This is a genomic window from Mycobacterium sp. TY814 (assembly GCF_030755175.1).
Classification (GTDB): Bacteria; Actinomycetota; Actinomycetes; order Mycobacteriales; family Mycobacteriaceae; genus Mycobacterium.
This window is the reverse complement of the sequence record NZ_JAUFRY010000001.1, coordinates 2,506,971-2,533,916: the sequence shown is the minus strand read 5'-3', so window position 1 is coordinate 2,533,916 and position 26,946 is coordinate 2,506,971. Positions and strand designations below refer to the sequence as shown.

Here is a 26,946-nt window from a genome sequence, read left to right as displayed (position 1 = left end):
GCTTCATCAATAAAGTTTCGTATGAATTTGGCCAGAACCACGATCGGGATATGAGCCGAAACGCATTGTCGCCGTAACTCATTGGTGATTTGCGCCAGGAACTCTGGCGCGGCGGTCGGCGACCGTGCGCAGTGCCAACCCCGTCCCGCCGGCCGCCAGCAGAGCCAGCCAGGCGAAATGTGCGAGCAGGACCCACCGGCGGTGAGACGCCGGTGCGCCCGCGCTGCGGCCGCCTATGCGGTACAGCGCGATGTCGTTGTCCCGGTAGGCCGGCGTCAGAGAGGAGACGGTGCGTGGGCTGAAACCCATGTCGCCGGGGCTGCCCGACTCGACCACCAGCCATGCCAGCCCCGCCGCGGCCAATTTCGAAGGCTCCTGCCCGGACAGCAGCAACTGCTGCACGGCCCGGGCGTGGTCGCCTTCCCCCGGCACGGTCACTCCGGAGATCACCAGGTCGCCGGTGCTCAGCACATCGGCACGGACCCAGCGGGGCAGCGGATCGAGCACCGGAGCCGGCCCCGACCAGGAGAAGCGCCGCATCGTCCCGGTGGGCAGGACGGCGACGGCACCGGGCTCGGCGTTGATCCGGGCCCTCACCGCCGTCCACCCCTGCGGGTAGCGCACCGGGGCGACCCTGCCCCACGCCCCCCAGGCCAGATCGGGCAGCACCAGCACCAACACCAGGCAGCACACCACCGCAGTGACCGTCGACGGCAGCCACCGGCGCAACGTCACCACCGCGCCGGCAGCCGCCAGGCAGTAGCCGGGCACCGCCAGCGCCACCCACTTCTGGCCGTCGCGCAGCACCCCCAGGCCCGGCACCGCGTCCACCGCCGCGCGCAGCACGTGCAATCCGGGGCCGGTCGCCAGCAGGGCCGGCAACACCACGGCCGCCACCGAGAGCAGCAGTAGCGGCCGGGCGGCCGGTCGCCGCACCGCCACCGGCAGTCCCACCGCGACCACCCCCAGCAGCACGGTGGCCGCTGCCACCACGAAAAGCGTTGTCCGCGAGGTGGGGACCGCGTCGCCGTTCCAGATCCCGCCCAGGCCGGCCAGGCTCAACAGGGTGCCCAGACCCGGCTCGGCTCGGGGGGCGAAGACGTCGACGCCGGCCTCGTTGCCAACCCGCAACGACGACCCGGCCAGTGAGGCAACCAGCCACGGCAGCGCGCCCACCACCGAGCAGCCCAACGCCGCCACGGCAGACAGCCACCGTGGCCGTCCGTTCCCGGGCGCAGCCACGCATACCAGCGCCACCGTCGCGGCCAGGATCAGCCCGGTCGGTGTCAGCCCGGCCAGCGCGATCCAGAAAGCCAGCCCGCAGAAGCCCGCGTCACCACAGCGCAATCCGACCATCGCCGTCGCCACCCACGGCAGGCAGCCGTAGCCGACCAGCAGACTCCAATGGCCCTGCAGCAGCCGCTCGGCGACGTAGGGGTTCCAGATCGCCACCGTGGTCGCGACGAATTCGCCGCCACCCGAAGCCTCGGGCAGCACCGCCGCCACCAACCGCGCCGCACCCCAGCCAGCCAGCCACAGGCCCAGCACCAGAAGCGCTTTGACCACCACACCGCCGTCGAGGACGTGTGACGCCAGCGCCACCGCGAAGTCCTGAGGCGTCGCGCGGGGCGCGGCCGTCAACCCGAGTGCGGTGTCAGAGAGGTAGGACCGCGGAGTGGACACCGCGTCGCGCAGCAGCAGATATCCGGGACCCAACAGCGGCCCGGCCACCAGCAGCGACAGAGCGAGGGCGTACGCCGGCCGGGCCATCCAGGCCCGCATGCGTTGGCTGGATTGCCCGGCTCCTCCTCGGGCCATTCTGGCCCGCACGGGCTAGGTCTTTTCGGTCGGCGGAGACTCCGAACCCTCCGGCGGATCTTTCGGCGGATCGGGATCCAGTGGACTCGGATCGTCCTCGACCAGATCAGGTCGCTGGGCGGGAATCTTCTCGGTTTCGGCTTCCGCTCCCGGAGTCGGAGGTTCGAGCCCCGCCCGCCGCAGGAAGTCGGTGTCGTCGCGATCCAGGCTCGGGTCGGTCAATGCGCTCTCGGTGCGAAGGCTGAACGAGGCCAGCACGCCGCCGCCGATCAGTGCGATCAGCCCGATCGCGGTGAACGTGATCGGCAGCACCCGTGACCACAAGGCCACCCGGTCGCGTTCGTCCCGCGCGGAGTTGACCTGCGACTCCACCGTCTCCTGAGTCGAGGTGAGCTTGTAGTCGACCAGCGTCACCTCGGGCTTGAGTGCGTCGCGGGCGTAGTAGTGGTGGGCCTGCTCGGTTTCCTTGACGATCGTGCCCGACACCGGGTCCACCCAGAAGGTGCGCTTGGCGGTGTAGTAGCGGGTCATGGTGATTTGCTCGTTCGGTTCCCCGGGCACACCCCACATCGACGCGCTCGTGGTGATCTTGCCGTCCTCGTTGCCGCCGTACAGCGACGGATAGGTGATCGGGGCCACCAGCTTGCCCTCGCTGTTAACGCCCACGTTCTGCGTGAACCGGTAGGTACTCAGGCCGTTGACGTCCTCCTGGCCGTCATAGTTGGCGTCGAACGGCTTCTGGGCGATCGGGTCGAAGTAGGGGTAGGTCTTGCGCTCGGTGTTGAACGGGAAGCGGTAGGCCAGGCCCTCGTGCCGCAACGGCATCGCGGTCGGCGGGTTCTCGTCGCCGATGCCGCGCGGCTTCTGCACGTAGCCGCCCGGGTGGGAATCGTCCGAGACCGCCATTGCCGTCTTCCGGTTGACTGTCACGGTGTCGACGATGGCCAGCATCAACCCGCTGTCCTTCTGCTTGTCGCTGCGCCGGACGGACGACCCGACCTGCAGGGTGACGACGTCGGCGTTGGCGGGCGCTTCGACGCTGATCTGCTCCTGGGAGACCAGGGGGACGTTCTGGTTGACGACGACCCGGTCGGTGGACAGGGAGGCGGCGTCGATCGCGGTTCCGGTGCCCTCGCTGATCAGCGTCGCGTCCAGGTTGAGCGGGATCTTCGCGACCCTGCTGCTGGTGTAGGTGGACAACAACAACGCGGCGATCAGCAGTGCGGCTCCGAGACCGATAGTTCCGCATGCGGCGATGCGCAACATGACTGCTCGGTTCACGTTGCTGTGACCTCCCTGTCCATGAGTTCGTCCGGGACACACCGGTCGCGACCCGCTTTGACCTGACCAAGCAGCGAGGCAAACCCGTTCGACCCTAACAGGAGAACGCGGTGCCGCTCCGTATGAACCTAGGCGCGAACCCAGGGCCCAATGTACGGACCCGGCCCGGCCCGAGGTGTACCCGCTGCCGCCGGCAACACGCACAGGCAAACTGGGACCGTGACTGACGGCCTGCAGGTGGGTGGCACCCGCAACTTCCTGCCCGCCGTCGAGGGAATGCGCGCCTGTGCGGCCATCGGCGTGGTCATCACCCACGTGGCCTTTCAGACGGGGCATTCCAGCGGCATCGACGGCCGTCTGTTCGGCCGTTTCGACCTGGCCGTCGCGGTGTTCTTCGCCTTGTCGGGATTCCTGTTGTGGCGCGGGCACGCCGCGGCCGAACGCGACCTCAAACCGCGTCCCCGCACCGGGCACTACCTGCGCTCCCGGGTGGTCCGCATCATGCCGGCCTACCTGGTGGCGGTGGTGGTGATCCTGACCCTGCTGCCCGACTCCAACCACGCCAGTCCGACGGTCTGGCTGGCCAACCTGACGCTCACCCAGATCTATGTGCCCCTGACGCTGACCGGCGGCCTCACGCAGATGTGGAGCCTGTCGGTGGAGGTGACCTTCTATTTGGCGTTGCCGATCCTGGCGTGGCTCGCGCGCCGGATTCCGGTCGGTGCGCGGCTGCCCGTCATCGCCGCACTGAGTGCGCTGAGCTGGGCGTGGGGCTGGCTGCCGCTGGCGGTGCTGGGCGGCGGCCCCGGCGCGAATCCGCTGAACTGGCCGCCCGCCTACTTCTCCTGGTTCGCGGCGGGCATGATCCTGGCTGAGTTGGTGCACACTCCGCTCGGGTGGATCCACCGGCTGGCTGCCAAAAAAGTGGGCCGCATCCTGATGGCAGCGATCGCGGTGTCGGCCTACCTGGTGGCGGCCTCGCCGCTGGCGGGGCCGGCGGGTCTGGTGCCCAGCAGCGCGCTGCAGTTCTCGGTGAAGACCGCGATGGGGTCGGTGGTGGCTTTCGCTCTGCTGGCGCCGCTGGTGCTGGACCGGCCGCACACTGCGCACCGGCTGCTGGGCAGCACGGTGATGGTGACCCTGGGCCGCTGGTCCTACGGCCTGTTCATCTGGCACCTGGCCGCGCTGGACATGGTGTTCCCGGTGCTCGGCATCTTCGCATTCAACGGCCACATGCCGGTGGTGCTGGCACTGACCCTGGTGTTCGGAATCGCGATCGCCGCGGTGAGCTACGCGCTGGTCGAGTCGCCGTGCCGGGAAGCGTTGCGTCGCTGGGAGAAACGCGAACGCAACACCGAGTCGCAGGACATCGAGGCGGACGCGGTCGCGCCCTAGCGGCTCAGGGCGGCGGCGCGACAACCCCCTGGACATCGACGTCGCGCCAGATTGCGATCTCGCCGACGTAGTCGGGCGCCCGACCGAAAAGATCGCTGAAGAAGGCGATCATCTCCTGCCACCCGCGTGTCGGCCCGACGATCACGTGGCGCACTCCCGCCCGCGCCAGATCGGCGCTCACCTGGTCGCGAATCTCACCGCGCGCCACCAGCGACGTGCCTTCCTGAATCGCCACCATCACCGAGAACAGCCGCGTCGCGGGCGGCCCGGGCCGGGTCCCACCGTCCGGTTGCGGCATGTAGGCGTAGGCCTCCGGCATGCGCAGCCCGTAGTCGGTCTCCGCCGCCCACAGCATCGGTGCGGCCCGGCCCTGTGGGTCGCGGAAATACGGCGCGACGAGCACCGTTTCGTCGGACCCGATGTGGTGGCTCGCCCACGTCCGGAAGAAGGCGGGAGTGTAGAACGGCATCCGCTGGAGCGGAGCGGGGATGATCACCGCGATCGCCGCGGCCACCGCGAGTAGCCACTGCGCCCTGGGGCGCGGGGCCAGCCGGGTCGCCCGCGCGAGGGCCAACGCGACGATCACCGCGACCGCCAGCCAGACGAACAGCGTGAAGCGCCCCGGCAGCACGTGGCGCAGCAGTGGCAGCGTGCTGAAGGGCAGCCAGGGAAGCGGGACGTCCACCGCCTCCGCGCCGATATGCAGCCAGGGTCCGAGCGAGAGCACCAGCAGCAGACCGCCGGTGCCACTCGCGACGCGGATTCGCTGGTCGCCCCACTGCCGGACGGCCACGACGACGAGGATGACCAGCAGCGGCAGGCCGAGATAGGCCGTCGCCTCGTGGTACAGGCCGCTGAAGTGCTCGGACACCCGGGTGGCCGCCTGCGGGGCGATCAGTTGATACGGCGTCGGAATGACCAGGTTCAGCAGGTCGGTGGAGAAGGTCTTGGGGTCCTGAACCTGCTTGGTGATGCGTTGTGGTCCAAAGAACTGGATGATCAGGGGCCAGGCCGAAAGCGTGAGGAAGACCAGCACGGCAACCGCCAGGCCGGGAACGAGCCGGGGCAGTGCGTCGCGCCGGTGCGACCGGCCGACCAGGGCCAGCACGCAAGTCAGCACCGCGACGGCCACGACGCCGGTCGCCAGCATCTCCGCCGCGATCAGCAGCTGTGCTGTTGCCAGCAAGCCGAGCGCCGCCCCCGCCTGCCAGGGCGGTCGGCGCCGGGTCACCAGCAGGTCGTCGATGGCGATCAGCACCAGCGGGGGAACCCAGGCCGATGCGAGATTGAGGTGCAGCGCGGCGTGCGAGGCAATGTAGGGAGAGAAGGCGTACACCGCGCCACCGACGATGGGGCCGGGGCCGTCGCCGGTCCAGCGCCGAATCGCCAGCCATGCGGTCCAGCCGCTGAGGGCGACGCCGAGCACCATCAGCACGTTGAATCCGAAGATCGGGCCGCCGATTTTCGCCGGGAGCCACCCGAGCAGCCCGAGCAGTGTCATCGGGGTGTTCCACATCAGGTTGACCCCGGCGGGCGCACCGATCTGCGTCGTGAAGAACGGGTTGTGCCCGTGCGCGAGGGCGTGCGGCGCCCAGCCCAGGTACCAGATCGTCTGCTCCTGATCGCAGCAGCCGCCGGCCCAGCCGGACATCGGATTGCGCCAGGCGCCGATGGTCAGCACGACGGCCGCCAGCAGGTAGCAGACGAACACCGTGAGGCCGCCGCGGCACCCGGTGGTCCACCGCCGAAGGACGGTCACCCGGGCTACGAGCCGGAAACGTCGACCACCAGCGCGGTGACGTTGTCCGGCGCACCCTCGCCCCGGGCCGCGGCGATCAGCGCGGCGCACACCTCGCCGGGATCGTCGTACTTGCCCAGAATCCGGGTCAGCGTCGGTTCCTTGACGATGCCGTGTAAACCGTCGCTGCACAACAGGATCCGGTCGCCGTCCGACAGGTCCTGAGCGCTGGAGTCGGCTTTGGCCGGCGGCTTCATTCCCATGTACCGCGTCACCACATTGCGCACCCGCAGGTTCCCGGCGTCCTCGGCCTGGACCTGATTCGCATCCACCAGCGACTGCACCAGGGTGTGGTCACGGGTGAGCTGGGTCAGCTGCCCGTCGCGCAGCAGATAGGCGCGGCTGTCACCCAGGTGGGCGACCAACGCACGCGACCCGACGACGACGAGCGCGACCAGGGTGCTGTTGGCTCCCGCGTACCTGGCATCGGTCTGTGCTTTTGAGTGCAGATCGTCGGACAGTTCGGCGATGGCCCGGCCCAGACGCTCCGGCCCATTCGCCGCGTCGCGCTGATCGGACGGAAGATGGTGGGCGACATAGCGGGGCAGGATGTCGACCATGGTCTGGGCGGCCAGCGCCCCGTCCCGGCTGCCGCCGACGCCGTCGGCCACCATGAACAGGCGCTGGTCGGGATCGGCGCCCCAGCGGTCCTGGTTGTCGGACCGCTCGCACCCGACGTCGCTCAACGCCGAATACCGGGTGGCATCCATCACGGGCCCCCAACCTGCAATCGCGCAATGATGGTGTCGCGCACCGCGGAGCGACGCGCCTTGCCGGCGTCGTCGCGCAGTGGCGCGTCGACGAACTCCACGATACGGGGCACTTTGTAGGCCGCCAGCCGTTCCCCGACGAATTCGCGCACGGCCGTGGCGTCCAGGCCGGATCCGTCGAGGGTATGCACCAGCGCGTAGGGCACCTGGCCCAGGTCGTCATCGGGAACCCCAACCACTAAGCAGGACAACACTTCTGGGTGAGCCGACAGCGCGTTCTCGATCTCGGCCGGGTAGACGTTGCGGCCTCCGGCGGTGAACATGTCGACCCGGCGGTCCGACAGATACAGGAAGCCTTCGTCGTCGAAGTAACCGAGGTCGCCCAGCGAATCCCAGCCGTCGCGCGACTTCGCGGTGGAGCCGATGTAGCGATACGTCGGCGCGCTGCCGGGGTTCGGACGCATGTAAATCTCGCCGACTACGCCGGGCTGGCATTCATTGCCGTCGTCGTCGAGTACCTTCATCTCCCCGCTGACCACCTGCCCGACCGAGCCCGGGTGCGTCAGCCACTGGTCGCCGGAAATGAAGGTCAACGCCTGTAACTCGGTGCCGCCGTAGAGTTCCCAGACCTTCTCGGGCCCGATCAGGTCGATCCAGGCCTGCTTGACCGCCGGAGGGCACGGTGCGGCCAGGTGCCACAACCGTCGCAGCGAGGACAGGTCATACGATTCCGGATCGGCCCGGTACACCGGCAGCAGTCGCTGCATGATCGTCGGCACGGTGACCAGGAAGCTGACGCGGTGGCGCCCGATCGTCGCCAGGAATTCGTGCGGGTCGAACCGGCTCATCAACACCAGGTGCTGGCGCATGATCAGCGCGATCAGGGCGGTGGTGAACCCGGTGTTGTGCGTCAGCGGCACCGGCACCAGCGTGGTGTCGCCCTCCTGCATGCCCAGCGGGTAGCCGATCGCCGGCGGGACCCGACTGTCGCCGCCGGCCTCGATGAGCTTCGGCCGCCCGGTGCTGCCGCCCGACGCCATCGACTTCCAGCACGGCGACACCGCTTCAGGAAGCGGTGCATCCGAGGCCGCTGGCGCGAAACCTTTTGGCACACTGGGTGTTCCGGGATGATCGCGGCCCACCAGCAGGGCTGAGGGGCGCAACCCCAACAGGTCGGCGAACTCCGCTTGGGGCAGTCGCGGCGACAACGGCTGCGGCACTGCCCCCAACTTCCAGCACGCCACCGCCGCCTGAATCCATTCCACGGAGTTGGGCAGCACGATCGTCACGTAGTCGCCGACCCCGACGCCGCGCTCGGCGTAGGCGCGGGCCAAGCGGTTGGTGGACAGGTCGAGATCGCGGCGGGTGATGGTGCTGCCGTCGCAGCTGACGGCCGGCTCGTCGGGGGCGCGCGCGGCCAGCTGCGAGATCTGGGTTCCGATCGACGGGACCGTCACTGATAGGCGCCCTGGCGATCGAAGATCTTGCGCGGGTTCTCCACGAGCATGGTGTGGATCTGCTCGTCGGTGACGCCGCGCTGCTTGAGCGCGGGGATGACGTCGTTGTGGATGTGCAGGTAGTGCCAATTCGGCGCCATCTGCGGAACCAGCGCCTCGGGCAGCGCGTCGAAGTAGCAGTTGGCGTCGTGCGAGAGCACCATCTTGTCGGCGTGCCCGCGCTCGCACATGGTCGCCACGATCTGAACCCGCTCCTCGAACGGCAGGATCACGTCGATGCCGAACCGGTCCATTCCCAGATACGACCCGGCGGAGATCAGCTCTTCGAGATAGCCGACGTCGGTGCTGTCGCCGGAGTGTCCGATGATCACCCGGGTCAGGTCCACGCCTTCCTCTTCGAAGATGCGCTGCTGCTCGAGCCCGCGCCGCAGTCCGGCGTGGGTGTGGGTGGAGATCGGAACGCCGGTGCGCTTGTGGGCCTGGGCGACCGCCCGCAACACCCGTTCGACGCCCGGGGTGATGCCGGGTTCGTCGGTGGCACATTTGAGGATGCCGGCCTTGATGCCGGTATCGGCAATGCCCTGCTCGATGTCGCGGACGAACATGTCGGTCATGATCTCGGGGCCGTCGAGCATGCCGCCCGGCCCTTCGTAGTGGAACCGGAACGGAATGTCGTTGTAGGTGTAAAGCCCGGTCGCCACAACGATATTCAGCTCGGTCTGGGCCGCCACGCGCGCAATGCGCGGGATATAGCGACCGAGTCCGATCACCGTCAGGTCGACGATGGTGTCCACGCCGCGGGACTTCAGCTCGTTGAGGCGGGCTACGGCGTCGGCCACCCGTTTCTCTTCGTCACCCCAGGCTTCGGGGTAATTCAGCGCTATTTCCGTGGTCATGATGAACACGTGCTCGTGCATGAGCGTGACGCCGAGATCGGCGGTATCGAGGGTTCCCCGGGCGGTATTTAGTTCTGACACGCCTTTGATGCTAGGTCGCCGCGGAGGCATTTTTAAGCCCTCGTAAGGAACGGCGGAAAGTGTCTTCGCCGAACGTTTCCGCGTCGTCTTCGACGATGCTCAGCCAGGTGCTCAGGCCACCGCTAGAACGATCCGTTACCACATCGTATTTGAATATGCATCTCATACGTTTACATATTTTTTCGTTGACGTGCCTGTTCGCGGCGCGTTACCGTCGCCCCGCGACAGAGCGTCGGGCGTCTTCGAATGGTGGGTCTTATGTCGTTTGTGTCCGTCTCGTCCTCATGGGTAGCCGGAGCAGCCTCGGACCTGGCCCGACTCGGTTCGGCGCTGAGCGCGGCGCATAGCGCTGCGGCTTTTTCGACGACGACATTGCTGCCCGCCGCCGAAGACGAGATTTCCGCGACTGTCGCGGCGTTGTTCGCCACCCACGGCACGCAATATCAGGCCGTGAGTGCGCAGATGAGCGCCTTCTGCGAGCAGTTCGTGCGGAATCTGGGCATCAGCGCGGGGGCCTATGCCGGCGCGGAGGCCGGCAACGCGCTACAGCTGGCGCAGTCCGGAGTGTTGGGGGTCCTCAACGCACCGACCCAGGCCTTGCTGGGCCGGCCGTTGATCGGTGACGGCGCCAACGGTGCACCGGGTACCGGCCAGGCCGGCGGGGCGGGCGGGCTGTTGATCGGTAACGGAGGCGCGGGCGGCTCGGGTGCTCCCGGCCAGAACGGCGGCAACGGCGGAGCCGCAGGGATGCTCGGCAACGGCGGTGCTGGTGGAGCCGGAGGCGCTGCCGCGATGGCCGGCGGGACCGGCGCCCGGGGCGGTAACGGCGGCGCCGGGGGCTGGTTGAACGGTAACGGCGGCGCTGGTGGAGTCGGCGGACTCGGAGGCGCCGCGATCGGCCCGGGCGGCCAGGGCGGCCAGGGCGGGGCCGGCGGCACCGGCGGCGCGGGGAACTGGATGACCGGGCTCGGTGGGGCCGGCGGTGCCGGCGGCGCCGGAGGGGCCGGCGGAGATGGCCTCAGGGGTGCCGACGGTGTCACTTTCGGCGCCGACGGCGGCAACGGTGGACATGGCGGTAATGGTGGCGCCGGCGGCGCCGGGGGCGCCGGCGGCAGCGGCGGTGCGCTGAATCAGGCGAATGGCCACGGAGCGGGTGGGGTCGGTGGTGTCGGCGGTGCCGGCGGCGCCGCGGGCGATGGCGGAGACGGGCGTTACGGGAGTTTCACCGTCAACGACGGTGTCGGCGGGCGCGGCGGCGACGGCGGAAACCCGGGCCTCGGCGGTGCCGGCGGCGCCGGGGGACTGGGCGCCAATAATGTCGTCGCAGCGAACGGACAGTACGGATTCTCACCCACCAGCGGAGGGAATGGCGGAGCAGGCGGGTTTGGTGCCGACGCGATCACACCCGGAGGAACCGGCGCTGCGGGTGGCGCCGGCGGCAACGGCGGCCTCTACGGCAACGGCGGCCGAGGCGGCCCGGGTGGGGACGGCGCGGCCGGCGTCTCGGCGGCGCCGAGTAGCACCGCGACCGATGGCGGCGCGCCGGTGGTGCCGGTGGTGCCGGCGGCGCGGGTGGGACGAAAGCCGGTGACGGTGGGGCCGGCGGCTGGGGCGGCCAGGGCGGCCGGGGCGGCGCGGGCAGCAACGGCCTGGCGGGTGCCGACGGCGCCGATGCGGGTGCCGATGGTGGTCATGGAGCTGACGGAGGCAACGGCGGTTCTGGTGGTGCCGGTGGCAAGGGTGGCGCCGGAGGCGCCGCGACCGCCGGTTCCTGGGGCAATTACGGCTTCGGCGGAGCTGGTGGTGACGGCGGGAACGGCGGCACCCCCGGCGACGGCGGCAACGGGCAGGACGGGGACATGGCCGTCAACAATGGCCGCGGTGGGCGGGGCGGTGACGGCGGAAACCCCGGTTTGGGCGGGTCCGGTGGCGCGGGTGGCTTCGGGGCCCGCTTCCCGGTCCAAGGAGCAACCGGAATCACTCCCACCAGCGGCGGAAACGGTGGCGCGGGCGGCAACGGTGCCAACGGCCTGGTTGGGTCCGGCCCCGCCGGCGATGGCGGAGACGGCGGCCACGGCGGGACGTACGGCAACGGCGGTGCTGGGGGGCACGGCGGCGACGGCCATGCTGGGGACCCGTCCACTGCCGGCCAAGGCGGTGACGGTGGCCACGGCGGTGCTGGTGGCACGGGCGGCGCGCGGGCAGGCGATGGTGGCGCGGGTGGCGACGCCGGGTCCGGCGGACACGCTCTGGGCTACGGCAACGGTGGCAACGGCGGCACCGGCGGCGACGGCGGACATGCCGTCGGCGGGGGCGGCACCGGAGGTAGCGGCGGTCTGGGAGGTCGCGGCGGGGACGCCGACTACGGCGATGGCGGTCGGGGCGGGGCCGCCGGCAACGGCGGCAGTGGCGGCGCGGGGATCACCGGCGCCGATGGAACGGGCACCCTGATCGCCGGACCCGATGGTCAGCGGGGCGGCACCGGCGGTGTGGGTGGCACCGGTGGTATCGGCGGCGACGGCGGACGGTCGCTGCACGGCGGCGGCGGCAGCGGCGGCGCCGGAGGACGAGGCGGCACCGGCGGCGTTGGCGGCGCCGGTGGCAAGGGAATCGACGCGAGCCTGCTGCAGCGGGTCGGTGCCGGCGGACAGGGTGGTGACGGTGGCAGCGCAGGTTCCGGCGGCGCCGGTGGCAACGGCGGAACCGGAGTCACCAACGGCCAGGGCGGTGTCGACGGCCTCGCCGGCAACGGCGGTGGCGGTGGCAGCGGTGGCAGCGGCGGCAACTTCGGTAACGCGTACCGGTTCGGCGGGCCCAGTGGAGCGGGCGGACGCGGCGGCGACGGCGGGCAGGGACTGATCGGCGGGACCGGCGGTAGCGGCGGCACCGGCGGCATCGACTCGTTCGGCTCCCGCGGCGGCGCGGGCGGGCAGGGCGGCACCGGCGGCGCGGGCACCATCGAAGGGGGCACCGGCGGCCGGGGCGGTAGCGGCGGCGACGGCGGAAACGCGTTCAGCAACAACGGTTTCGAGATCACCGAGTACGCCGGGAATGGCGGGCGCGGCGGTGACGGCGGCGCCGGTGGCGATACCGTCATCCCCGGCGGTAGCGGAGGTGCCGGCGGTGTCGGCGGCGCCGGCGGCAAGGGGGGTACGGGTTTGATCACGCCGAGCGCTTTCGCGCCCGGCGGCACCGGGGGCGGTGGCGGTACCGGCGGCACCGGCGGCAACCAGGGCAGTGCCGGCCTGCCCGGCGAGCCCGGACGACTACCCGTGGGCGATCCCGTGAACGGCGGGGCCGGCGGGGACGGTGGCAGCGGCGGGGCCGGCGGCTGATCCGGCCTTGCGCGGGTCTCGCCAGCGCACGTCTGACCCATCTCCCACCGGGTTTTTGTACGGGTGAGCAGGTATTGAAGTACGGTCTACCCGTCCTCAATCCGAAATCGCTCTGGAGCCACCGTCATGCTGCTCAATCCCAACAAACTGCAACGCAAGTACCCGGATGCCCGGTCGGGGGAGATCATGCAGGCCACGGTGGACTTCTTCGAGAACCGGGGTAAGGCGAAGCTCAAGCACGACGACCACGAGCGCGTCTGGTATTCCGACTTCCTCAACCACATCGCCGAGAACCGCATCTTCGCCTCGCTGATGACGCCGGCCGAGTACGGCGCGGCCGACTGCCGCTGGGACACCTACCGGATCAGCGAATTCGCCGAGATCATCGGCTTTTACGGCCTGAGCTACTGGTACCCCTTCCAGGTGACCGCCCTGGGTCTGGGCCCGATCTGGATGAGCGACAACGAGGACGCCAAGCGCAAGGCCGCCGCCCAGCTGGAGCAGGGTGAGGTGTTCGCCTTCGGCCTGTCCGAGCAGACGCACGGCGCCGACGTCTATCAGACCGATCTGATCCTCACGCCGTCCGAGCACGGCTGGGTCGCCAACGGCGAGAAGTACTACATCGGCAACGCCAACGTCGCGCGGATGGTTTCGACGTTCGGCCGCATCGACGACGGTTCCGGTTCGCCGGAGTACGTCTTCTTCGCCGCGGACTCCCAGGACGACCGGTACGAGTGCAAGAAGAACGTCGTCAACTCGCAGAACTACGTGGCCAACTACGCGCTGCACGACTACCCCGTCACCGAGGCCGACCTGCTGCACCGCGGCATGGGCGCCTTCCACGCCGCGCTGAACACGGTCAACGTGTGCAAGTACAACCTCGGCTGGGGCGCCGTCGGCATGTGCACGCACGCCTTCTACGAATCCATCAACCACGCCGCCAACCGGCACCTGTACGGCACCGTCGTCACCGACTTCAGCCACGTCCGCCGGCTGTTCACCGACGCCTACGCGCGGCTCGTCGCCATGCGGCTGGTGTGCGCCCGGGCTTCGGACTACATGCGCAGCGCGTCGGCCGAGGACCGTCGCTACCTGCTGTACAGCCCGCTGACCAAGGCCAAGGTGACTAGCGAGGGCGAGCGGGTGATCACCGCGCTGTGGGACGTCATCGCGGCCAAGGGCGTCGAGAAGGACACCTTCTTCGAGACCGTCGCCCGCGAGATCGGCCTGCTGCCCCGGCTGGAGGGCACCGTCCACATCAACATCGGGCTGCTGGCCAAGTTCATGCCGAACTTCCTGTTCGCTCCGGACGGCGCGCTGCCGCTGATCGGCCGCCGCGACGACGACGCCGACGACACGTTCCTGTTCAACCAGGGACCCACCGGCGGTCTGGGCAAGGTCCGCTTCCACGACTGGCGGGCGCCGTTCGACAGCTACGGGCACCTGCCGAACGTCGCGCTGCTGCGTCAGCAGATCGACGTGCTGGCCGAGATGCTGGCCGGCGCCACCCCGGATGCGGCGCAGCAGAAGGACATCGACTTCGCCTTCGGTGTGGGACAGATCTTCGCGCTGGTGCCGTACGCGCAGCTGATCCTGGAGGAAGCCCCGTTGTCCGGAGTGGACGAGGCGCTGCTCGACGAGATCTTCGGGCTGCTGGTCCGCGACTTCAATACCTACGCCGTGGAGCTGCACGACAAGGCCGCCACCACCGACGAACAGGCCAAGTTCGCGTTGCGCATGATTCGCCGTCCGGCCAACGATCCGGCGCGCTACGACACCGTGTGGAAGGAATTCGTGCTGCCCCTCAACGGGGCGTACGAGATGCGCCCCTGACGCACGCTGACGCGCCTTGACTGTGAACTGGCTCACAGTAGAATGACCAGTGGTCATTTACGGCGAGGGGAGGCCAATGCCGACGGTTACCTGGGCACGTGTCGACCCGGCCCGCCGGGCCGCGGTCATCGAGGCGGCGGAGGCCGAGTTCGGTGCCCATGGGTTCTCCAATGGCAGCCTCAACGTCATCGCCCGGCGCGCCGGCGTCGCCAAGGGCAGCCTCTTCCAGTACTTCGCGGACAAGCGTGACCTCTACGCCTACATCGCCGACGTCGGCAGCCAGCGCGTGCGGGCCTACATCGAGGGCACCATCCGCGAACTCGATCCGAGCAGGCCGTTCTTCGAGTTCCTGACCGATCTGCTGGACGTCTGGGTCGCCTATTACGCCGAGCATCCCCGTGAGCGCGCACTGCACGCCGCGGCGACGCTGGAGGTCGACACCGACGCGCGCATCAGCGTCCGCAACGTCATCCACCGGCACTACCTGGAGGTGCTGCGCCCGCTGGTGACCGAGGCACACCGGCGCGGCGATCTGCGTGCCGATTCCGACACCGACGCGCTGTTGTCGTTGTTGCTGATGATCTTTCCGCACCTGGCGCTGGCGCCCTACATGCGCGGTCTGGACCCGATCCTCGGTCTGGACGAGCCCACTCCCGAACAACCGGCGCTCGCCGTGCGCCGACTCGTCGCGGTGCTGTCGGACGCGTTCTCCGCGCCGCGTTCGGCCGCCGGCCAGGCCCCGAACCCGGCCCGATCACAGGAGGTCACGTGACACGCACCCATACCGGTTCGATGGTGGCGGGCGGCTTGAAGATCGACCTCGATTACTCGCCGGTGCAGCTCGAGGACGACTTCGCCGACGAAGACGAGCGCGCGCTGGCCGCGGTCTGAGGGGCGCTACCCCACCCACACCGTCTTGGCGTTGCAGAACTCCCGGATTCCCAGGCCCGCCAGCTCGCGGCCGTAGCCGGACCGCTTGACGCCGCCGAACGGCAGCTCCGGATAGGACACCGTCATGCCGTTGATGAAGACGGCGCCGGCCACGATGTCGTCGATGAAGCGCTGCTGCTCGGCCTCGTCCTCGGTCCAGGCGTTCGACCCCAGCCCGAAGGTGGTGGCGTTGGCGATCTCGATCGCCTCGTCGATGTCGGCGGTCCGGTACACCGACGCGACGGGGCCGAACACCTCCTCGGTGTAGAGCGCCATGTCCTTGGTGATGTCGCTGATGACCGTCGGCGGGTAGAACCAGCCCGGCCGGTCGGGAGTCTCGCCGCCGCAGCGGATTGTGGCGCCCGCCGCGGCGGCGTCCTTGACCTGCTGGGCGATCTCGTCGCGGCCGGACTCGGTGGCCAGCGGCCCGACGTCGGTGTCCGGGTCAGTGGGGTCACCGACCTTCAGCGCCTGCATCCGGGCGACGAACTTGTCGAGGAATTCGTCGTAGATGTCGGTGTGGACGATGAAGCGTTTAGCGGCGATGCAGGACTGCCCGTTGTTCTGGACCCTGCCGGTGACCGCCGTCTTCACCGCTGCGTCCAGATCCGCCGACGGCATCACGATGAACGGGTCGCTGCCACCGAGTTCCAGCACGGTCGGCTTGATCTCGTCCCCGGCGATGGCGCCCACCGACTGCCCGGCCGGTTCGCTGCCGGTCAGCGTGGCGGCGGCGACGCGGGGATCGCGCAGGATCTTCTCAACCGCACCCGAGGCGACCAGCAACGTTTGGAAGCAGCCGTCCGGGAAGCCGCCGCGGGCAATGACGTCGGCGAGGTACAGCGCGCACTGGGGGACGTTGGACGCGTGCTTGAGCAAGCCGACATTGCCGGCCATCAGCGCCGGCGCCGCGAACCGCACGGCCTGCCACAGCGGGAAGTTCCACGGCATCACCGCAAGTACCACGCCCAGCGGCTGGTAGCGGGTGAACGCGCGGGATGCGTTCACCTTGCCGGCATCGGCCGGCTCGTCGGCGAGCAACGCCTCGGCGTTCTCGGCGTAGTAACGAAATCCCTTGGCGCACTTGAGCACTTCGGCCTTGGCGCTGGCCAGCGTCTTGCCCATCTCGAGAGTCATGATGGCCGCGGTGTCGTCCGCCTCGGCTTCGAGCAGGTCGGCGGTGGCGTTTGCCCACTCGGCACGCTGGGCATAGGTGGTGTTGCGGCAATAGTCCTGGAAGCGTGCGTAGGCGCGCGCGATCGCTGCTTCGACGTCGTCGTCGGTCGCGGGGGTGAAGGTTTTGACTGTTTCGCCGGTGGCCGGGTTGATGGTGGCGATGGGCACGCTGGCCCTCCTGTCAGGGTTGTCGTGAACCGTCCAACAACTAGCCTGCCACTAGCAACGAAACAGAGAGGTAGCGGATGTCCACAGCGGCTGAGCTGATCGTCAAGTGCCTGGAAAACGAGGGCGTCTCGGTCGTCTTCGGGATACCCGGCGAGGAGAACATCCGCTTGATCAAGGCGCTGGCCGCCTCCGACATCCGCTACATCCTGACCCGGCACGAACAAGCCGCGGCGTTCATGGCGGAGATGTACGGCCGGGTCACCGGCCGCGCCGCCGTGGTGTCGGCGACGCTGGGTCCGGGTGCCATCAACATGCAGCTCGGCGTCGCTGACGCCACCACCAACAGCACACCGATGGTCGCCATCTCCGCGCAGGTGGGTCAGGACCGCGAGTACAAGGAGTCACACCAGTACGTCGACCTGGTGTCGATGTTCGCCCCGATCACCCGGTGGTCGGCCGCGGTGCCGACCCCCAGGGCCATACCGGAGATGGTCCGCAAAGCGTTCAAGGTCGCCGAGACCGAACGGCCGGCTGCGGTGTATCTCGCGGTGCCCGAACATATCGACGCGGATGCTGCCGACTATCCCGAGCTGGCGCCGCTGCCGCGCAACGTCGTTCGCGCGGACGCGCCGGCGGCCCGCCAGGTGGCGCGCGCGGTCGACATCCTGCGTACGGCACAGCGGCCGGTGGTGCTGGCCGGGCACGGTGCCGCACGCAGCGACGCGACCGAGGCACTGGTGCGGTTCTCCGAACAGCTTGGCGTAAAGGTCGCCAACAGCTTTCACGGCAAGGGCGTGATGCCCGACGACCATCCGAACGCCATCGGAACCCTGGGGTTCATGCGGCACGACTACGTCAACTTCGGGTTCGACAACGCCGACGTCGTCATCGCGGTCGGCTATGAGTTGCAGGAGTTCGACCCGGTCCGCATCAACCCGCAGGCCGACAAGAAGATCATCCACATCCACCGTTTCCCGGCGGAGGTTGACGCGCACTACTCGGTCGACGTCGGCATCATCGGCGACATCAGCGACTCGCTGAACCAATTGGCCGACGCGCTGGACGGGCGCCGCTTCGACGACGTCGAGGTCCCCGGGTCGGGGTTACTCGACGAGGAATTCACTCGGGGACAACGTGATTCGCGGTTCCCGTTGGCGCCGCAGCGGGTGGTTGCCGACACCCGGGCGGCGCTGGGGCGCAGCGACGTGGTGCTGGTCGACACCGGCGCCACCAAGATGTGGATGGCCCGGCTCTACCCGACTTATCAGCGCAACACCTGCCTGATCTCAAACGGCCTGTCCACCATGGGTTTTGCCCTGCCCGGTGCGTTGGGGGTGAAACTGGCCCAGCCCGAGTCGAAGGTGCTGGCGGTGGTGGGTGACGGCGCGTTCCTGATGAACTCCCAGGAGATCGAGACCGCGGTGCGGGAGAAGATCCCGCTGGTCGTGTTGATCTGGGAGGACGGCGGATATGGGCTCATCGAGTGGAAGATGGACCTCGAACTCGGCGAGCACCACTACGTGTCGTTCGGCAATCCCGATGTGTTGAAGTACGCGGAAAGTTTCGGCGCCAAGGGATATCGGATCTCCAGCGCCGAGGAGCTGCTTCCGACGCTGCGCGCTGCGCTGGACGACGACGGGGTGTCCCTGATCGCATGCCCGGTCGACTACTCGGAGAACCTACGGCTCACCGATCGGTTGGGCGAGCTGGACGAGACACTGTAATCAGCGGTCGATTCTCGTCAGCCTGAAGCTGTCCCGGTGGTCGGCCAGAGCGCACGGCGCCGCGTCGTTGAAGAAATCCACCTCGCCGGTCAGCGTCACCGGGTCCCACCATTGCGTGACGGTAACCGGATGCTCGCTGGCGGGGATCCAGCGGCCGAAGTCGCCGGCGGTATGACCCGGGCAGGTCACTCCGCCGGGAATGGTCCGGGTATTGATATAGCGCCCATCGACCAGCGCGGCATCGAAGCTGCGCCCTGAAGAGGTCGTGACGTGAGCGACGCAGTCGGGTGTGCAGGTGGTCCTGATGGTCCACATTCCGGTGTCGCCGTCCTCGTCCGCGTAGAGGTACACACCGGCTAAGTTCGGGACCTCGGCCCGGGCGGGTGCGGCGTTGGTTGTCAGGATGGTTGCGAGCGCCGCCGCAGCTGCGATCATCGTGCCCTTCATGTCGTGCCCTTTCAGAGGTGGCCGGATATCATGAAGCGTAGATTACGAAACAAAGTTCGTATATAGGTTGGCGGGTATGAGTTTCCTATGGGGTATCGCCATTGATGGCAACGGGTTTCGGCTTTGCCGGCGAGCCGGTCTTGTCGGTGACTCAATGAGCCCACGTGGACCACGGCCAACCGCGAATGAATACATTTTATTACCCCGAGAAGCTCTGGCGCCCGATGATGAGGACGGCAGCCGAAAAGCAGATTACCTAAATGCCGGGAAAAGAAGCGCGGAAGTCCCGGATCGGCTTCCGCTCCTCTTTCAGGAAATAGTCCCGAATTTCCCGGATTCGCGAGGATGAATAACGTCCGGTGAGTAATCTGGCGACGACCCCGTCCTGAACCGGCCCCCGCAGGGAGGCAGATGTGTCGTATGTCGTTGCGGCGCCTGACTTCCTGACTGCTGCCGCCGAAGACCTGGCCGCCGTGGGTTCCGCGGTCACCGCGGCCGGCGCTGCGGCCGCGCGTTCCACCACATCGCTGCTGGCCGCGGCTGAAGACGAGGTGTCCACGGCCGTGGCGACGCTGTTCAGTACGTTCGGCCGCGACTATCAGGCGGTGGCCGCGCAGACGGTTCAGTATCAGGAGCGGTTGATACTGCGCCTGGCGGCAAGTGCGAACGCATACGTGACAACCGAGATCGCCAACGCCGGACACGTGTCGGCCGTGCCGAACGCGGCCGCGGGAACCAGGATCGCCGTCCCCGGCGCGGGGCCCCTTTATCTACCCAACTTCCTCACCCGACTTCCCTACCTTGGTCAACTGCTGTACGGGGGCAGCGTCCCGGGCCCGCTTTCGGTGTCGATCCTGCAGGGCTACGAACTCATCAACCACGCCATCGGGCAGAACTGGTTCGCCGGGACACTCGCTCAGATCGTCAACTATCCGGCCAGCATGGGCCTTCTCAGCGGCAGCCTGGCGGCTCCCGATGTCAACGACGCCGTCGCATTCGGGCAGCGGGCGCTCAACGACCAGATCATGAACGCGTTCGTCAACGGCAGTGGCTCGCCGGTGCGCATCGCCGCACTGTCGGAGGGAACCCTGGTCGTCAACCGCGAGTTGGCCTACCTGGCGGCGAACCCGACGGGCGCCCCGCCGCCCAGCGCACTGCAGTTCGCCCTGTTCGCCAGTCCGGAACTCGGCGTGATGCAGACCTACCTGCCCAACGGGTTCACGGTGCCAATAGTGAATTACACGGTGGAGGCCCTGACAAATACCCAGTACGACGTCAGCGTGGTGTTCTCCCAGTACGACGCCTGGGCCAATCCGCCGGACCGGCCGTGGAACATCCCGGCAGTCGTCAACTCACTGTTCGGGACGGCCTATTACCACAACCAGACGGCATACGCGTCGATGTCGGACACCGTCACGGTGTCCAGCGTCCTCACTCCGCTGGGCGGCACCATCACCACCTACATGATTCCGTCACCGACGCTGCCGATGCTGCTGCCGCTGCAGCAACTCGGCGTCCCGCAGCCAATCGTCAACGGTCTGAACACATTTCTGCAGCCGATCGTCAACAGCGGCTATTCATCGCTGACGCCCGGGGCCGGCCCGTACTTCTCCCACGGCTCACTTGTCCTGAACTGACGACCGCAACGACATCGGCGGCACATAGCTGCCGATCAGTGTCCGGTGCCACCAGGCGTGGTCGCGACGCAGCTCGGCGGGCGTGGTGAACCGGTACTTGTACAGCTGCGCGCGCACGTACCGCGGCGGTGAATCCGGAAACGGGTTCCGGCGCAACAGCTTCAAGGTCTCCGGGTCGTTGCGCAACAGCCGGTGCAGAAAGGGGGTCATCCACGCCACCGCGTAACCGGGCGAGATGGCGGCGAACCACATCAACCAGTCCAGTCGCAGATGGTAGGGCGCGAACTGGCGCGGTAGTCGCCGCAACGCGGTGGGCTTGCCTTTGAATTCATATTCCTGCCAGGCGGTCTCAGCACCGATCGACGCATCGGCGGTGCCTTCGATCACCACCTCCTGACGAATGCGGCTGATGCTGCCGAACGCGCCGTAGGTATTGCACAAATGAAAGGCGTTGAAGGACATATTCATCCGCTGGCCCGGCGAAAGCATGTTGCGGACCGGCCAGTAGCTCAGCACCAGCATCAGCGCGGTCACAGCGATCACCGGCACCACGAACCACACCGGGGGATGGGGCACGGCCCCGAAGGCGCCAACGTGCACCAACACGGCCACTGAACCGACGTCGACGGCGCTGAACGCCAGAAAGATCGTCAGCCAGTTCAGCCAGGCGAAGTTACCCGAAGCCACCAGCCACAGCTGGGTGACGACAATAACGGCAGCCGCGATACTGGCGAAGGGTTGCGGGGCGAACAATCCGAACGGCACCACCAGCTGTGCAAAGTGGTTGCCCGCTACTTCAATTCGATGCAGCGGCCGGGGCAGGTGATGGAAGAACCAGCTCAACGGGCCCGGCATCGGCTGGGTTTCGTGGTGATAGTCAAGACAACTGAGATCGCGCCAGCAGGAATCGCCGCGCATCTTGATCAGCCCCGCGCCGAACTCGACGCGGAACAACAGCCAGCGCACCAACCACAACGTCAGCACGGGTGGAGCCACCTGCGCGTTGCCCAGAAAGATCATCAGGAAACCGGTTTCCAGCAGCAGGGACTCCCAACCGAACCCGTACCACACCTGGCCCACGTTGACGATCGACAGATACAGCACCCAGAGCGTCGCCCACATCGCCACCGCCGCCCACAACGGCACTAGGTCCAGCCCGCCGACCGTCGCGGCCGCCAAGGCCGCGCCGAACCACGCCACCCCGGCGAACAACCGGTCGGAATAGCGCAGGTGAAAGATGCTCGGCGCCCGCCAGAACGAGCGTTTCGCCAGGTGCACCGGCACCGGCAGCATCCCGCGCTCCCCGATCAGGGCCCGGAACTGCCGCGCCGCCGCCACGAACGCAACGAGGTAGATCGCGGCAACGCCGCGCTCCAGGACCAGTGCACCCAGCCGATATTCGGGTGCCGAAAACCAGTTCATGGCCCACAACTCCTCGGACTATGGCGACTACGTGCAATTTCGCATAGCGCGCCCCGATTCACCTGTATGGTCCTCTGCGTCGTATCGTCCGCTCTTTCCGGCGCCAGAAAGTCGAGCAGAGAATTGCACAAAGCTGAATTCCTAAACCGCGTTGTCGGCCGTCGCCGGATGTTGGCGATGGCGGGTTTGGGAGCGGCGGCCGCGGCTGCGCCGAGAGCCGCGGCAGCACCGGAGATCCCGCCGGCGAGCTATGACGCCATGCTGTTGATGTGCATCGACCCTCGGTTCGTGAATCCCACCAATGAGTACATGCTGGGACGGGGCCTGGTGAACCGGTACAGCCAGTTCGCTCTGGCCGGTGCCGCAGCGGGCGCGGTGTCCCAGCACTGGGAGGCGTGGCACAACACGTTCTGGGACAACCTGGCTGCATCCATCGAATTGCACTCGATCAACGGCATTTTCGTGGTCAACCATCGCGACTGTGGCGCGGTGCAGATCGCCTACGGCCCCGATGCGATCTCAACCCCGGAACGTGAGACGGCCACGCACGAACGGATTCTCGGTACGTTCCGCGAGGAGGCGCTGCGCCGCCATCCTGGAATCGACGTAGAGACCTGGCTGATGGCGCTCGACGGCTCAGTGGAGCAGATCGGGCCCCGCAGTCTTTGACCGCCGTGGCATTACCACCACCGAGGTAGCCACCGCGGCGAGCGAAATCAGCGCCAGCAGTTGAACACTGGCCGAATGTCCCGCGTAACCGTCGACCGAGCGCCACGGATGGCGCGACAGTACCGCGCCGGCCAACACGATGCCACCGGCGCTCAGGCCGACCGCCAGCCCCTCGCGCCACCGGTCCGGCGCGACATGCAGCACGGCGAGCAAGGCCCCGACCACCAGAGCGCCGGGCAGACCGGCGATCATCGCCCCCGCTCCGAGCACGGCGACCCCGGCCCAGGGGCCGGGACGCCACGGTGCCGCCGGCGGCCCGTCGTCGCCCCCGACTCTGCGCCGCCAGAACGCCAGCACCGCCAGCAGCGGCAACAAGCTCAACCCCACACCGAGACCGGCTCGATAGATCGCATTCGAGGTGAAGGTCAGCGTGATCGTGTCCGCGGCTCCGGCGGGCACCACCCAACCCTGCTGCCACCCGTTGACCGCCACCGGCGTCAGACGCGCTCCGTTGCTCGCGCGGGCCACCCACCCGGGATTGATGCTCTCCGGAATCACCAGCACCCGCTCGCTTCCCGAGGCCGGCGCCCGCACCTCACGCCGGGCCGCTCCCCAGGCTCCAAGCTCGGCGGAAATGACTGGTGCAGCTGGTGATTGGGGCAGCACGGGCAGCCACGCGCCGTCCACTACGAAAGCCGCCCCCGGACTGATCAGCAACTCCTGCCGGCCTGCCGGCAACTCGATAGGCCCCGGTTCACAGGGCTGCGCCGCGATCGGCGCACCGTCCAGCAGGGCCCCCGCCGTGGTCCGGATCGAGGTGTGCAGGAATCTGCCCGCGACCGCGAGCACGGGACCGTGTTCGCAGTCGACGAAAACCTCCCGCGAGCGCGTGGCTGCGCCACCGCGGGCCGCCGCGATCGGGTTGCCGTCGGCGCCCAGCGCCACGATCTCGGCCAGCCCGGGTGGCTTGAGCTGGTCGAAGCCCAGCGCGTTGCGGTCGATGATGTCCTGCCAATCGAGCAGGCTCACCGTGACGGAGTCGGTCACCCGGGGGTGCAGTGTCAGCGTCTGGACGTCGCGGCCCGGATCCACCGCCTGCACCTGCGGCCCGTCGCCGAGATCCACCGCCACCATGGTCGGATGGGCGGGCAGCGTCGTGCGGCTGGGCGCCAGCCGCAGCCCGGTCACTTCGGTGGCCCGCGGCAGCTTGAGGGTGAGCGTCGCGGGCGTCTTGTACTGCACCACCCGCTGCGGAGCTGTCCAGGCCGTCGCCGGATCGCCGTCGGTCGCCGCATACGCCGAGCCGGGCACCTCGACCAGGTCCGAATCTCCGTACGCCCGAGCGGTATTGGGCTCTGCGATCAAGTCGGCCAGTTTGGGGCCCTGCCGCGGGCGGACCCACACCGTCGGCGTCACCGATACCGGGGCCGGCACCGTCAAGGTGCGACTCATGTTGACCGGCTCCTCGGGGGCCAGCGCCATCGACGCCGCGCAGTGCATGCTGACAGGTCCCGGCGCGCAACCGGGCCGGCCCAGTAGTTCGGCGCCCAGGTCCCAGCCCGCGATCGTCGCGCCGGGCGGCGGCCCCGGCACCGACACCGTGTGGCGCAACTGCACCGGATGGGCGAAACCGGACGCGTCGTACTGAGTGACCGTCAGGTCGGTGATCCCGAACTGCACCCCGGCCGATCCGTCATCGGTGCCGGCGGCGGTGATCCGCACCCACGGCGTCTCACCGACCGGCAGTGCGACGCTCAACGGCTTGCCGGATTCGTCGAACCGCAACGTGGTGCTGCCGTTGGCCGTCTCCACCAGAATGCGGCGCACCTGCGCGCCGACGGCCGATGCGCTAGGTGTGAGGGTGAGGACCGCGTTGGTCACCGGATGATCGAAATCGACCCGGAGCCACTGTCCGACGGCGGCCTGCAGGGCGTTGGACACCCAGGCGGTGGCCGGGTCGCCGTCGACGGCGGCGGCAGGGGAGGTCGCCACCGCGACATCGGGCAGGGCCGTGGCGTCCGACGACGAACTCGACACCGTGATGCGGCCGCCGGTCCAGCTCCCGTAGACGGTGTCGGCGCCGGGGACGGGGTAGTCCGGCACCCGGTTGAAGGTGTGCCGGGCGTCTCCCGGTGCCCGGATCGCCGACGAGTGCAGGTCGACGCGACCGTAGTCGGTCTCGCGGGCCAACGGGGTGTCGGTGACGGTGACCACCGGCGTCGGTAGCCCGGCGGCCTGGGCGTCGGCCGTCATCAGCACCGGACCCAGCGGCGGCCCGCCCAGCAGCCGCCGTCGTTCGTCCAGCCGCAGCAGCACTTCGGGCCCACCGTCGACGCGGGGCAGTCGCGCAGCGTCGGTGAAGTAGGGCGCGCCGGCATTGCCGTTGGTGCCCACCCGGTAGATCTGCACGGCCGGGTACCGCGGTCGCAACCCGGAGTCGTTGACGAAGCCGGCCAGCAGTCCGGGGCCCACCGGGGCCCCGAACTGGGCCACCTCGGTCAGCCCCGGTGACCCCGCGATGGCGTGGTGCACCAGGATGGGCCGGGCTGACCGCGACGATTCGGGGTCCAGATCGTTGCGCACCACCACATACGAAATGCCTTGTCGGGCAAGGGTGTCGGCAAGGCCGGCGGATGACCGCCCGGCGGCGAACAGTCGTTGCACCGAATCCAGCGCGCGAATGGTCTGCGGCGGTGTCAGCGGAATCGAGTCGCGTACCCCCCAGGCACTGCTGCCCAGTACCTGCAGTGGCTCGTCGTGACTAGTGCCCCACACCTGGGTCGCGAAGGGAGCGCCGGGCACCACCAGCACCCGCCCGTCCCGGTGGGCGGTGAGCCAGTCGGCCGCCTCATGCCAGTAGTCGGGCAGCGCGCTGAACGTGCCGGGCGGGGTCAGGCGTGCCGACCAGCCCAGCGCGGTGCTGACCATCAGCCCGACGAGCGCGACGATCCCCACCGCCACCCGGCGGTCCCGCTCCGGATGAGCAAACGCGGCCAGCCACGTCGCCTTGGGCGCGCTGCCCGGTAGCGGAATCCGGCCCAGCAGGTGTGTGAAACCGAGCACCAGCGGAATCCGCACCACCGGCCCCAGCTTGTGCACGTTGCGCAGCGGGGTGCCGGCGCCGTCCAGGAACGTCTGCACCTGATGAGCGACCGGCGATCCCAGCCCACCGCTGTAGCCGACGGCCAGCAACGTCACGCCGACCAGCAGCATCGTGACCAACCGGCCGCGGGCCGGCATCGCGGTACCGGCCAACCCGGCCAGCCCGGCCCCGGCTACCAGGCAGGTGCCCAGAATCGCCACCGGCCCGGTCACCAGCGGCGCCCCCGCCGTCGCGGTGGGCGCCACAAACGGGGTCCAGCTGTCGGTTCCGCGCAGCAGCTCCACCAGCGACGACCACTGCGTCGTCACGCCCGAGGATTCGATGAAGTCCAGAAACGGCGGGCTGACGCCGCGCAACTGGCTCAGCGCCACCACCCACCACAGCACCGCCGGCACCAGCGCCACCGCCAGCCACGCGGCGTAGCGCAGCCAGCGCCGATTGGGCCGGTGCGCGGCCAGCCAGATCGCCGCCGGCAGGCAACCGGCCAGCGTCGCGATCGCATTCACGGCGCCCATGAGCGCCACCGCGATCCCCGCCTGTGCGGCCAGCACCCGGGCGGGTCGCCGTGAATCACCCCGCAGGGCGAGAATCGTCGGCAGCAGCACCCAGGGCGCGAGCATCATCGGCAGCGTTTCCGAGGAGATCGATCCCAGCGTGGTCAGCACCCGCGGCGACAGCGCGAACGCGACGGCGCCCAGCAGCCGGGAGCTCGGGCTGCCGATGCCCAGAGCCTCGGCGACCCGCAGCATGCCCCAGAAACCCACCGTCAACAGCAGCGCCCACCACAAGCGCTGGGTGACCCAGCCGGGCACGCCGAGCGCGTGGCCGATCAGGAAGAACGTGCCATGCGGAAACAGATAGCCGTAAGCCTGGTTCTGCGTCTGGCCGAACGGCAGGTCGCTGCTCCACAGGTTGGTGGCACGGGCGAGGAAGCGCAGCGGGTTGGCGGTGAGGTCCAGTTTGGTGTCGGGGGAGACCTGGCCAGGTGACTGCAGGAACGACAGAGCCAGCGATACGGCTCCGACCAACAGCAGCCAGCGACGCGACAGGGCCGAAAGCTCGCCCT

General features: G+C 68.7%; 17 protein-coding genes and 2 pseudogenes. 9 read left to right on the top strand and 10 right to left on the bottom strand.

Annotation, left to right across the window (positions count from 1 at the left end; genetic code table 11):
• Positions 1 to 78 precede the first annotated feature (78 nt).
• On the bottom strand, positions 79 to 1,782 hold the full coding sequence (locus QXH22_RS11205) for a hypothetical protein (protein ID WP_306244492.1): 1,704 nt from the start codon (positions 1,780 to 1,782) through the stop codon (positions 79 to 81).
• 51 nt (positions 1,783 to 1,833) lie between these two features.
• Entirely contained in the window at positions 1,834 to 3,099 is a 1,266-nt protein-coding gene (locus QXH22_RS11200) for a DUF3068 domain-containing protein (protein WP_306243116.1), read from the bottom strand.
• Positions 3,100 to 3,249: 150 nt separating this feature from the next.
• On the opposite strand from QXH22_RS11200, the gene QXH22_RS11195 reads away from it, so the two are divergent.
• On the top strand, positions 3,250 to 4,494 hold the full coding sequence (locus QXH22_RS11195; protein WP_371934182.1) for an acyltransferase family protein: 1,245 nt from the start codon (positions 3,250 to 3,252) through the stop codon (positions 4,492 to 4,494).
• A 4-nt stretch (positions 4,495 to 4,498) separates the two neighbouring features.
• Here the strand turns inward: QXH22_RS11195 and QXH22_RS11190 are convergent, their stop codons facing one another.
• From QXH22_RS11190 to QXH22_RS11175, 4 genes are read right to left on the bottom strand one after another with little or no spacing between them, the layout of a single operon-like run.
• The gene (locus QXH22_RS11190) at positions 4,499 to 6,253 is read right to left on the bottom strand and encodes a DUF3488 domain-containing protein (RefSeq protein WP_306275583.1); all 1,755 of its coding nucleotides are present in this window, start codon (positions 6,251 to 6,253) and stop codon (positions 4,499 to 4,501) included.
• 5 nt (positions 6,254 to 6,258) lie between these two features.
• On the bottom strand, positions 6,259 to 7,002 hold the full coding sequence (locus tag QXH22_RS11185) for a PP2C family serine/threonine-protein phosphatase (RefSeq protein ID WP_306243112.1): 744 nt from the start codon (positions 7,000 to 7,002) through the stop codon (positions 6,259 to 6,261).
• Positions 7,002 to 8,459, bottom strand: a complete 1,458-nt coding sequence (locus QXH22_RS11180) for an AMP-binding protein (protein ID WP_306243111.1) — start codon at positions 8,457 to 8,459, stop codon at positions 7,002 to 7,004. Before QXH22_RS11180 ends, QXH22_RS11185 begins: the two co-directional genes overlap by 1 nt.
• Positions 8,456 to 9,436 carry a phosphotriesterase-related protein gene (locus tag QXH22_RS11175; protein ID WP_306243110.1) on the bottom strand — a complete coding sequence of 327 codons (981 nt, stop codon included), beginning with the start codon at positions 9,434 to 9,436 and terminating at the stop codon, positions 8,456 to 8,458. The genes QXH22_RS11180 and QXH22_RS11175 overlap by 4 nt, the downstream gene beginning before the upstream one ends.
• A 258-nt stretch (positions 9,437 to 9,694) precedes the next feature.
• Here QXH22_RS11175 and QXH22_RS30475 point away from each other — a divergent pair.
• The 5 genes and pseudogenes from QXH22_RS30475 to QXH22_RS11155 form a co-directional block, all read left to right on the top strand.
• A pseudogene (locus QXH22_RS30475) lies at positions 9,695 to 11,670 on the top strand (PE family protein); the annotation flags it as partial.
• A 927-nt stretch (positions 11,671 to 12,597) separates the two neighbouring features.
• Positions 12,598 to 12,768, top strand: a pseudogene (locus tag QXH22_RS30470) (hypothetical protein); the annotation flags it as partial.
• 129 nt (positions 12,769 to 12,897) lie between these two features.
• On the top strand, positions 12,898 to 14,604 hold the full coding sequence (locus QXH22_RS11165) for an acyl-CoA dehydrogenase (protein WP_306275582.1): 1,707 nt from the start codon (positions 12,898 to 12,900) through the stop codon (positions 14,602 to 14,604).
• 76 nt (positions 14,605 to 14,680) lie between these two features.
• On the top strand, positions 14,681 to 15,376 hold the full coding sequence (locus tag QXH22_RS11160; RefSeq protein WP_306275581.1) for a TetR/AcrR family transcriptional regulator: 696 nt from the start codon (positions 14,681 to 14,683) through the stop codon (positions 15,374 to 15,376).
• Entirely contained in the window at positions 15,373 to 15,495 is a 123-nt protein-coding gene (locus QXH22_RS11155; protein WP_306276044.1) for a hypothetical protein, read from the top strand. Before QXH22_RS11160 ends, QXH22_RS11155 begins: the two co-directional genes overlap by 4 nt.
• 6 nt (positions 15,496 to 15,501) lie before the next feature.
• Here QXH22_RS11155 and QXH22_RS11150 read toward each other — a convergent pair whose 3' ends face one another.
• Positions 15,502 to 16,878, bottom strand: coding sequence for an NADP-dependent succinic semialdehyde dehydrogenase (locus QXH22_RS11150; RefSeq protein WP_306275580.1), 1,377 nt, complete (start codon positions 16,876 to 16,878; stop codon positions 15,502 to 15,504).
• Between the two features lie 77 nt (positions 16,879 to 16,955).
• On the opposite strand from QXH22_RS11150, the gene QXH22_RS11145 reads away from it, so the two are divergent.
• Positions 16,956 to 18,602 (top strand): acetolactate synthase large subunit, encoded by a 1,647-nt coding sequence (locus tag QXH22_RS11145; protein ID WP_306243100.1) that lies wholly within the window; start codon positions 16,956 to 16,958, stop codon positions 18,600 to 18,602.
• Here the strand turns inward: QXH22_RS11145 and QXH22_RS11140 are convergent, their stop codons facing one another.
• On the bottom strand, positions 18,603 to 19,049 hold the full coding sequence (locus QXH22_RS11140) for a hypothetical protein (protein WP_306243097.1): 447 nt from the start codon (positions 19,047 to 19,049) through the stop codon (positions 18,603 to 18,605).
• A 413-nt stretch (positions 19,050 to 19,462) separates the two neighbouring features.
• Here QXH22_RS11140 and QXH22_RS11135 point away from each other — a divergent pair, with 413 nt between their 5' ends.
• On the top strand, positions 19,463 to 20,686 hold the full coding sequence (locus QXH22_RS11135) for a PE-PPE domain-containing protein (protein WP_306275579.1): 1,224 nt from the start codon (positions 19,463 to 19,465) through the stop codon (positions 20,684 to 20,686).
• Here QXH22_RS11135 and QXH22_RS11130 read toward each other — a convergent pair.
• Positions 20,669 to 22,108 (bottom strand): lipase maturation factor family protein, encoded by a 1,440-nt coding sequence (locus QXH22_RS11130; RefSeq protein WP_306275578.1) that lies wholly within the window; start codon positions 22,106 to 22,108, stop codon positions 20,669 to 20,671. The genes QXH22_RS11135 and QXH22_RS11130 overlap by 18 nt on opposite strands.
• Positions 22,109 to 22,285: 177 nt before the next feature.
• Here QXH22_RS11130 and QXH22_RS11125 point away from each other — a divergent pair, with 177 nt between their 5' ends.
• On the top strand, positions 22,286 to 22,777 hold the full coding sequence (locus tag QXH22_RS11125; protein WP_306243090.1) for a carbonic anhydrase: 492 nt from the start codon (positions 22,286 to 22,288) through the stop codon (positions 22,775 to 22,777).
• On the opposite strand, the gene QXH22_RS11120 is transcribed toward QXH22_RS11125, so the two are convergent.
• The gene (locus QXH22_RS11120) at positions 22,745 to 26,929 is read right to left on the bottom strand and encodes an alpha-(1->3)-arabinofuranosyltransferase (protein WP_306276016.1); all 4,185 of its coding nucleotides are present in this window, start codon (positions 26,927 to 26,929) and stop codon (positions 22,745 to 22,747) included. The genes QXH22_RS11125 and QXH22_RS11120 overlap by 33 nt on opposite strands.
• Positions 26,930 to 26,946: the final 17 nt, after the last annotated feature.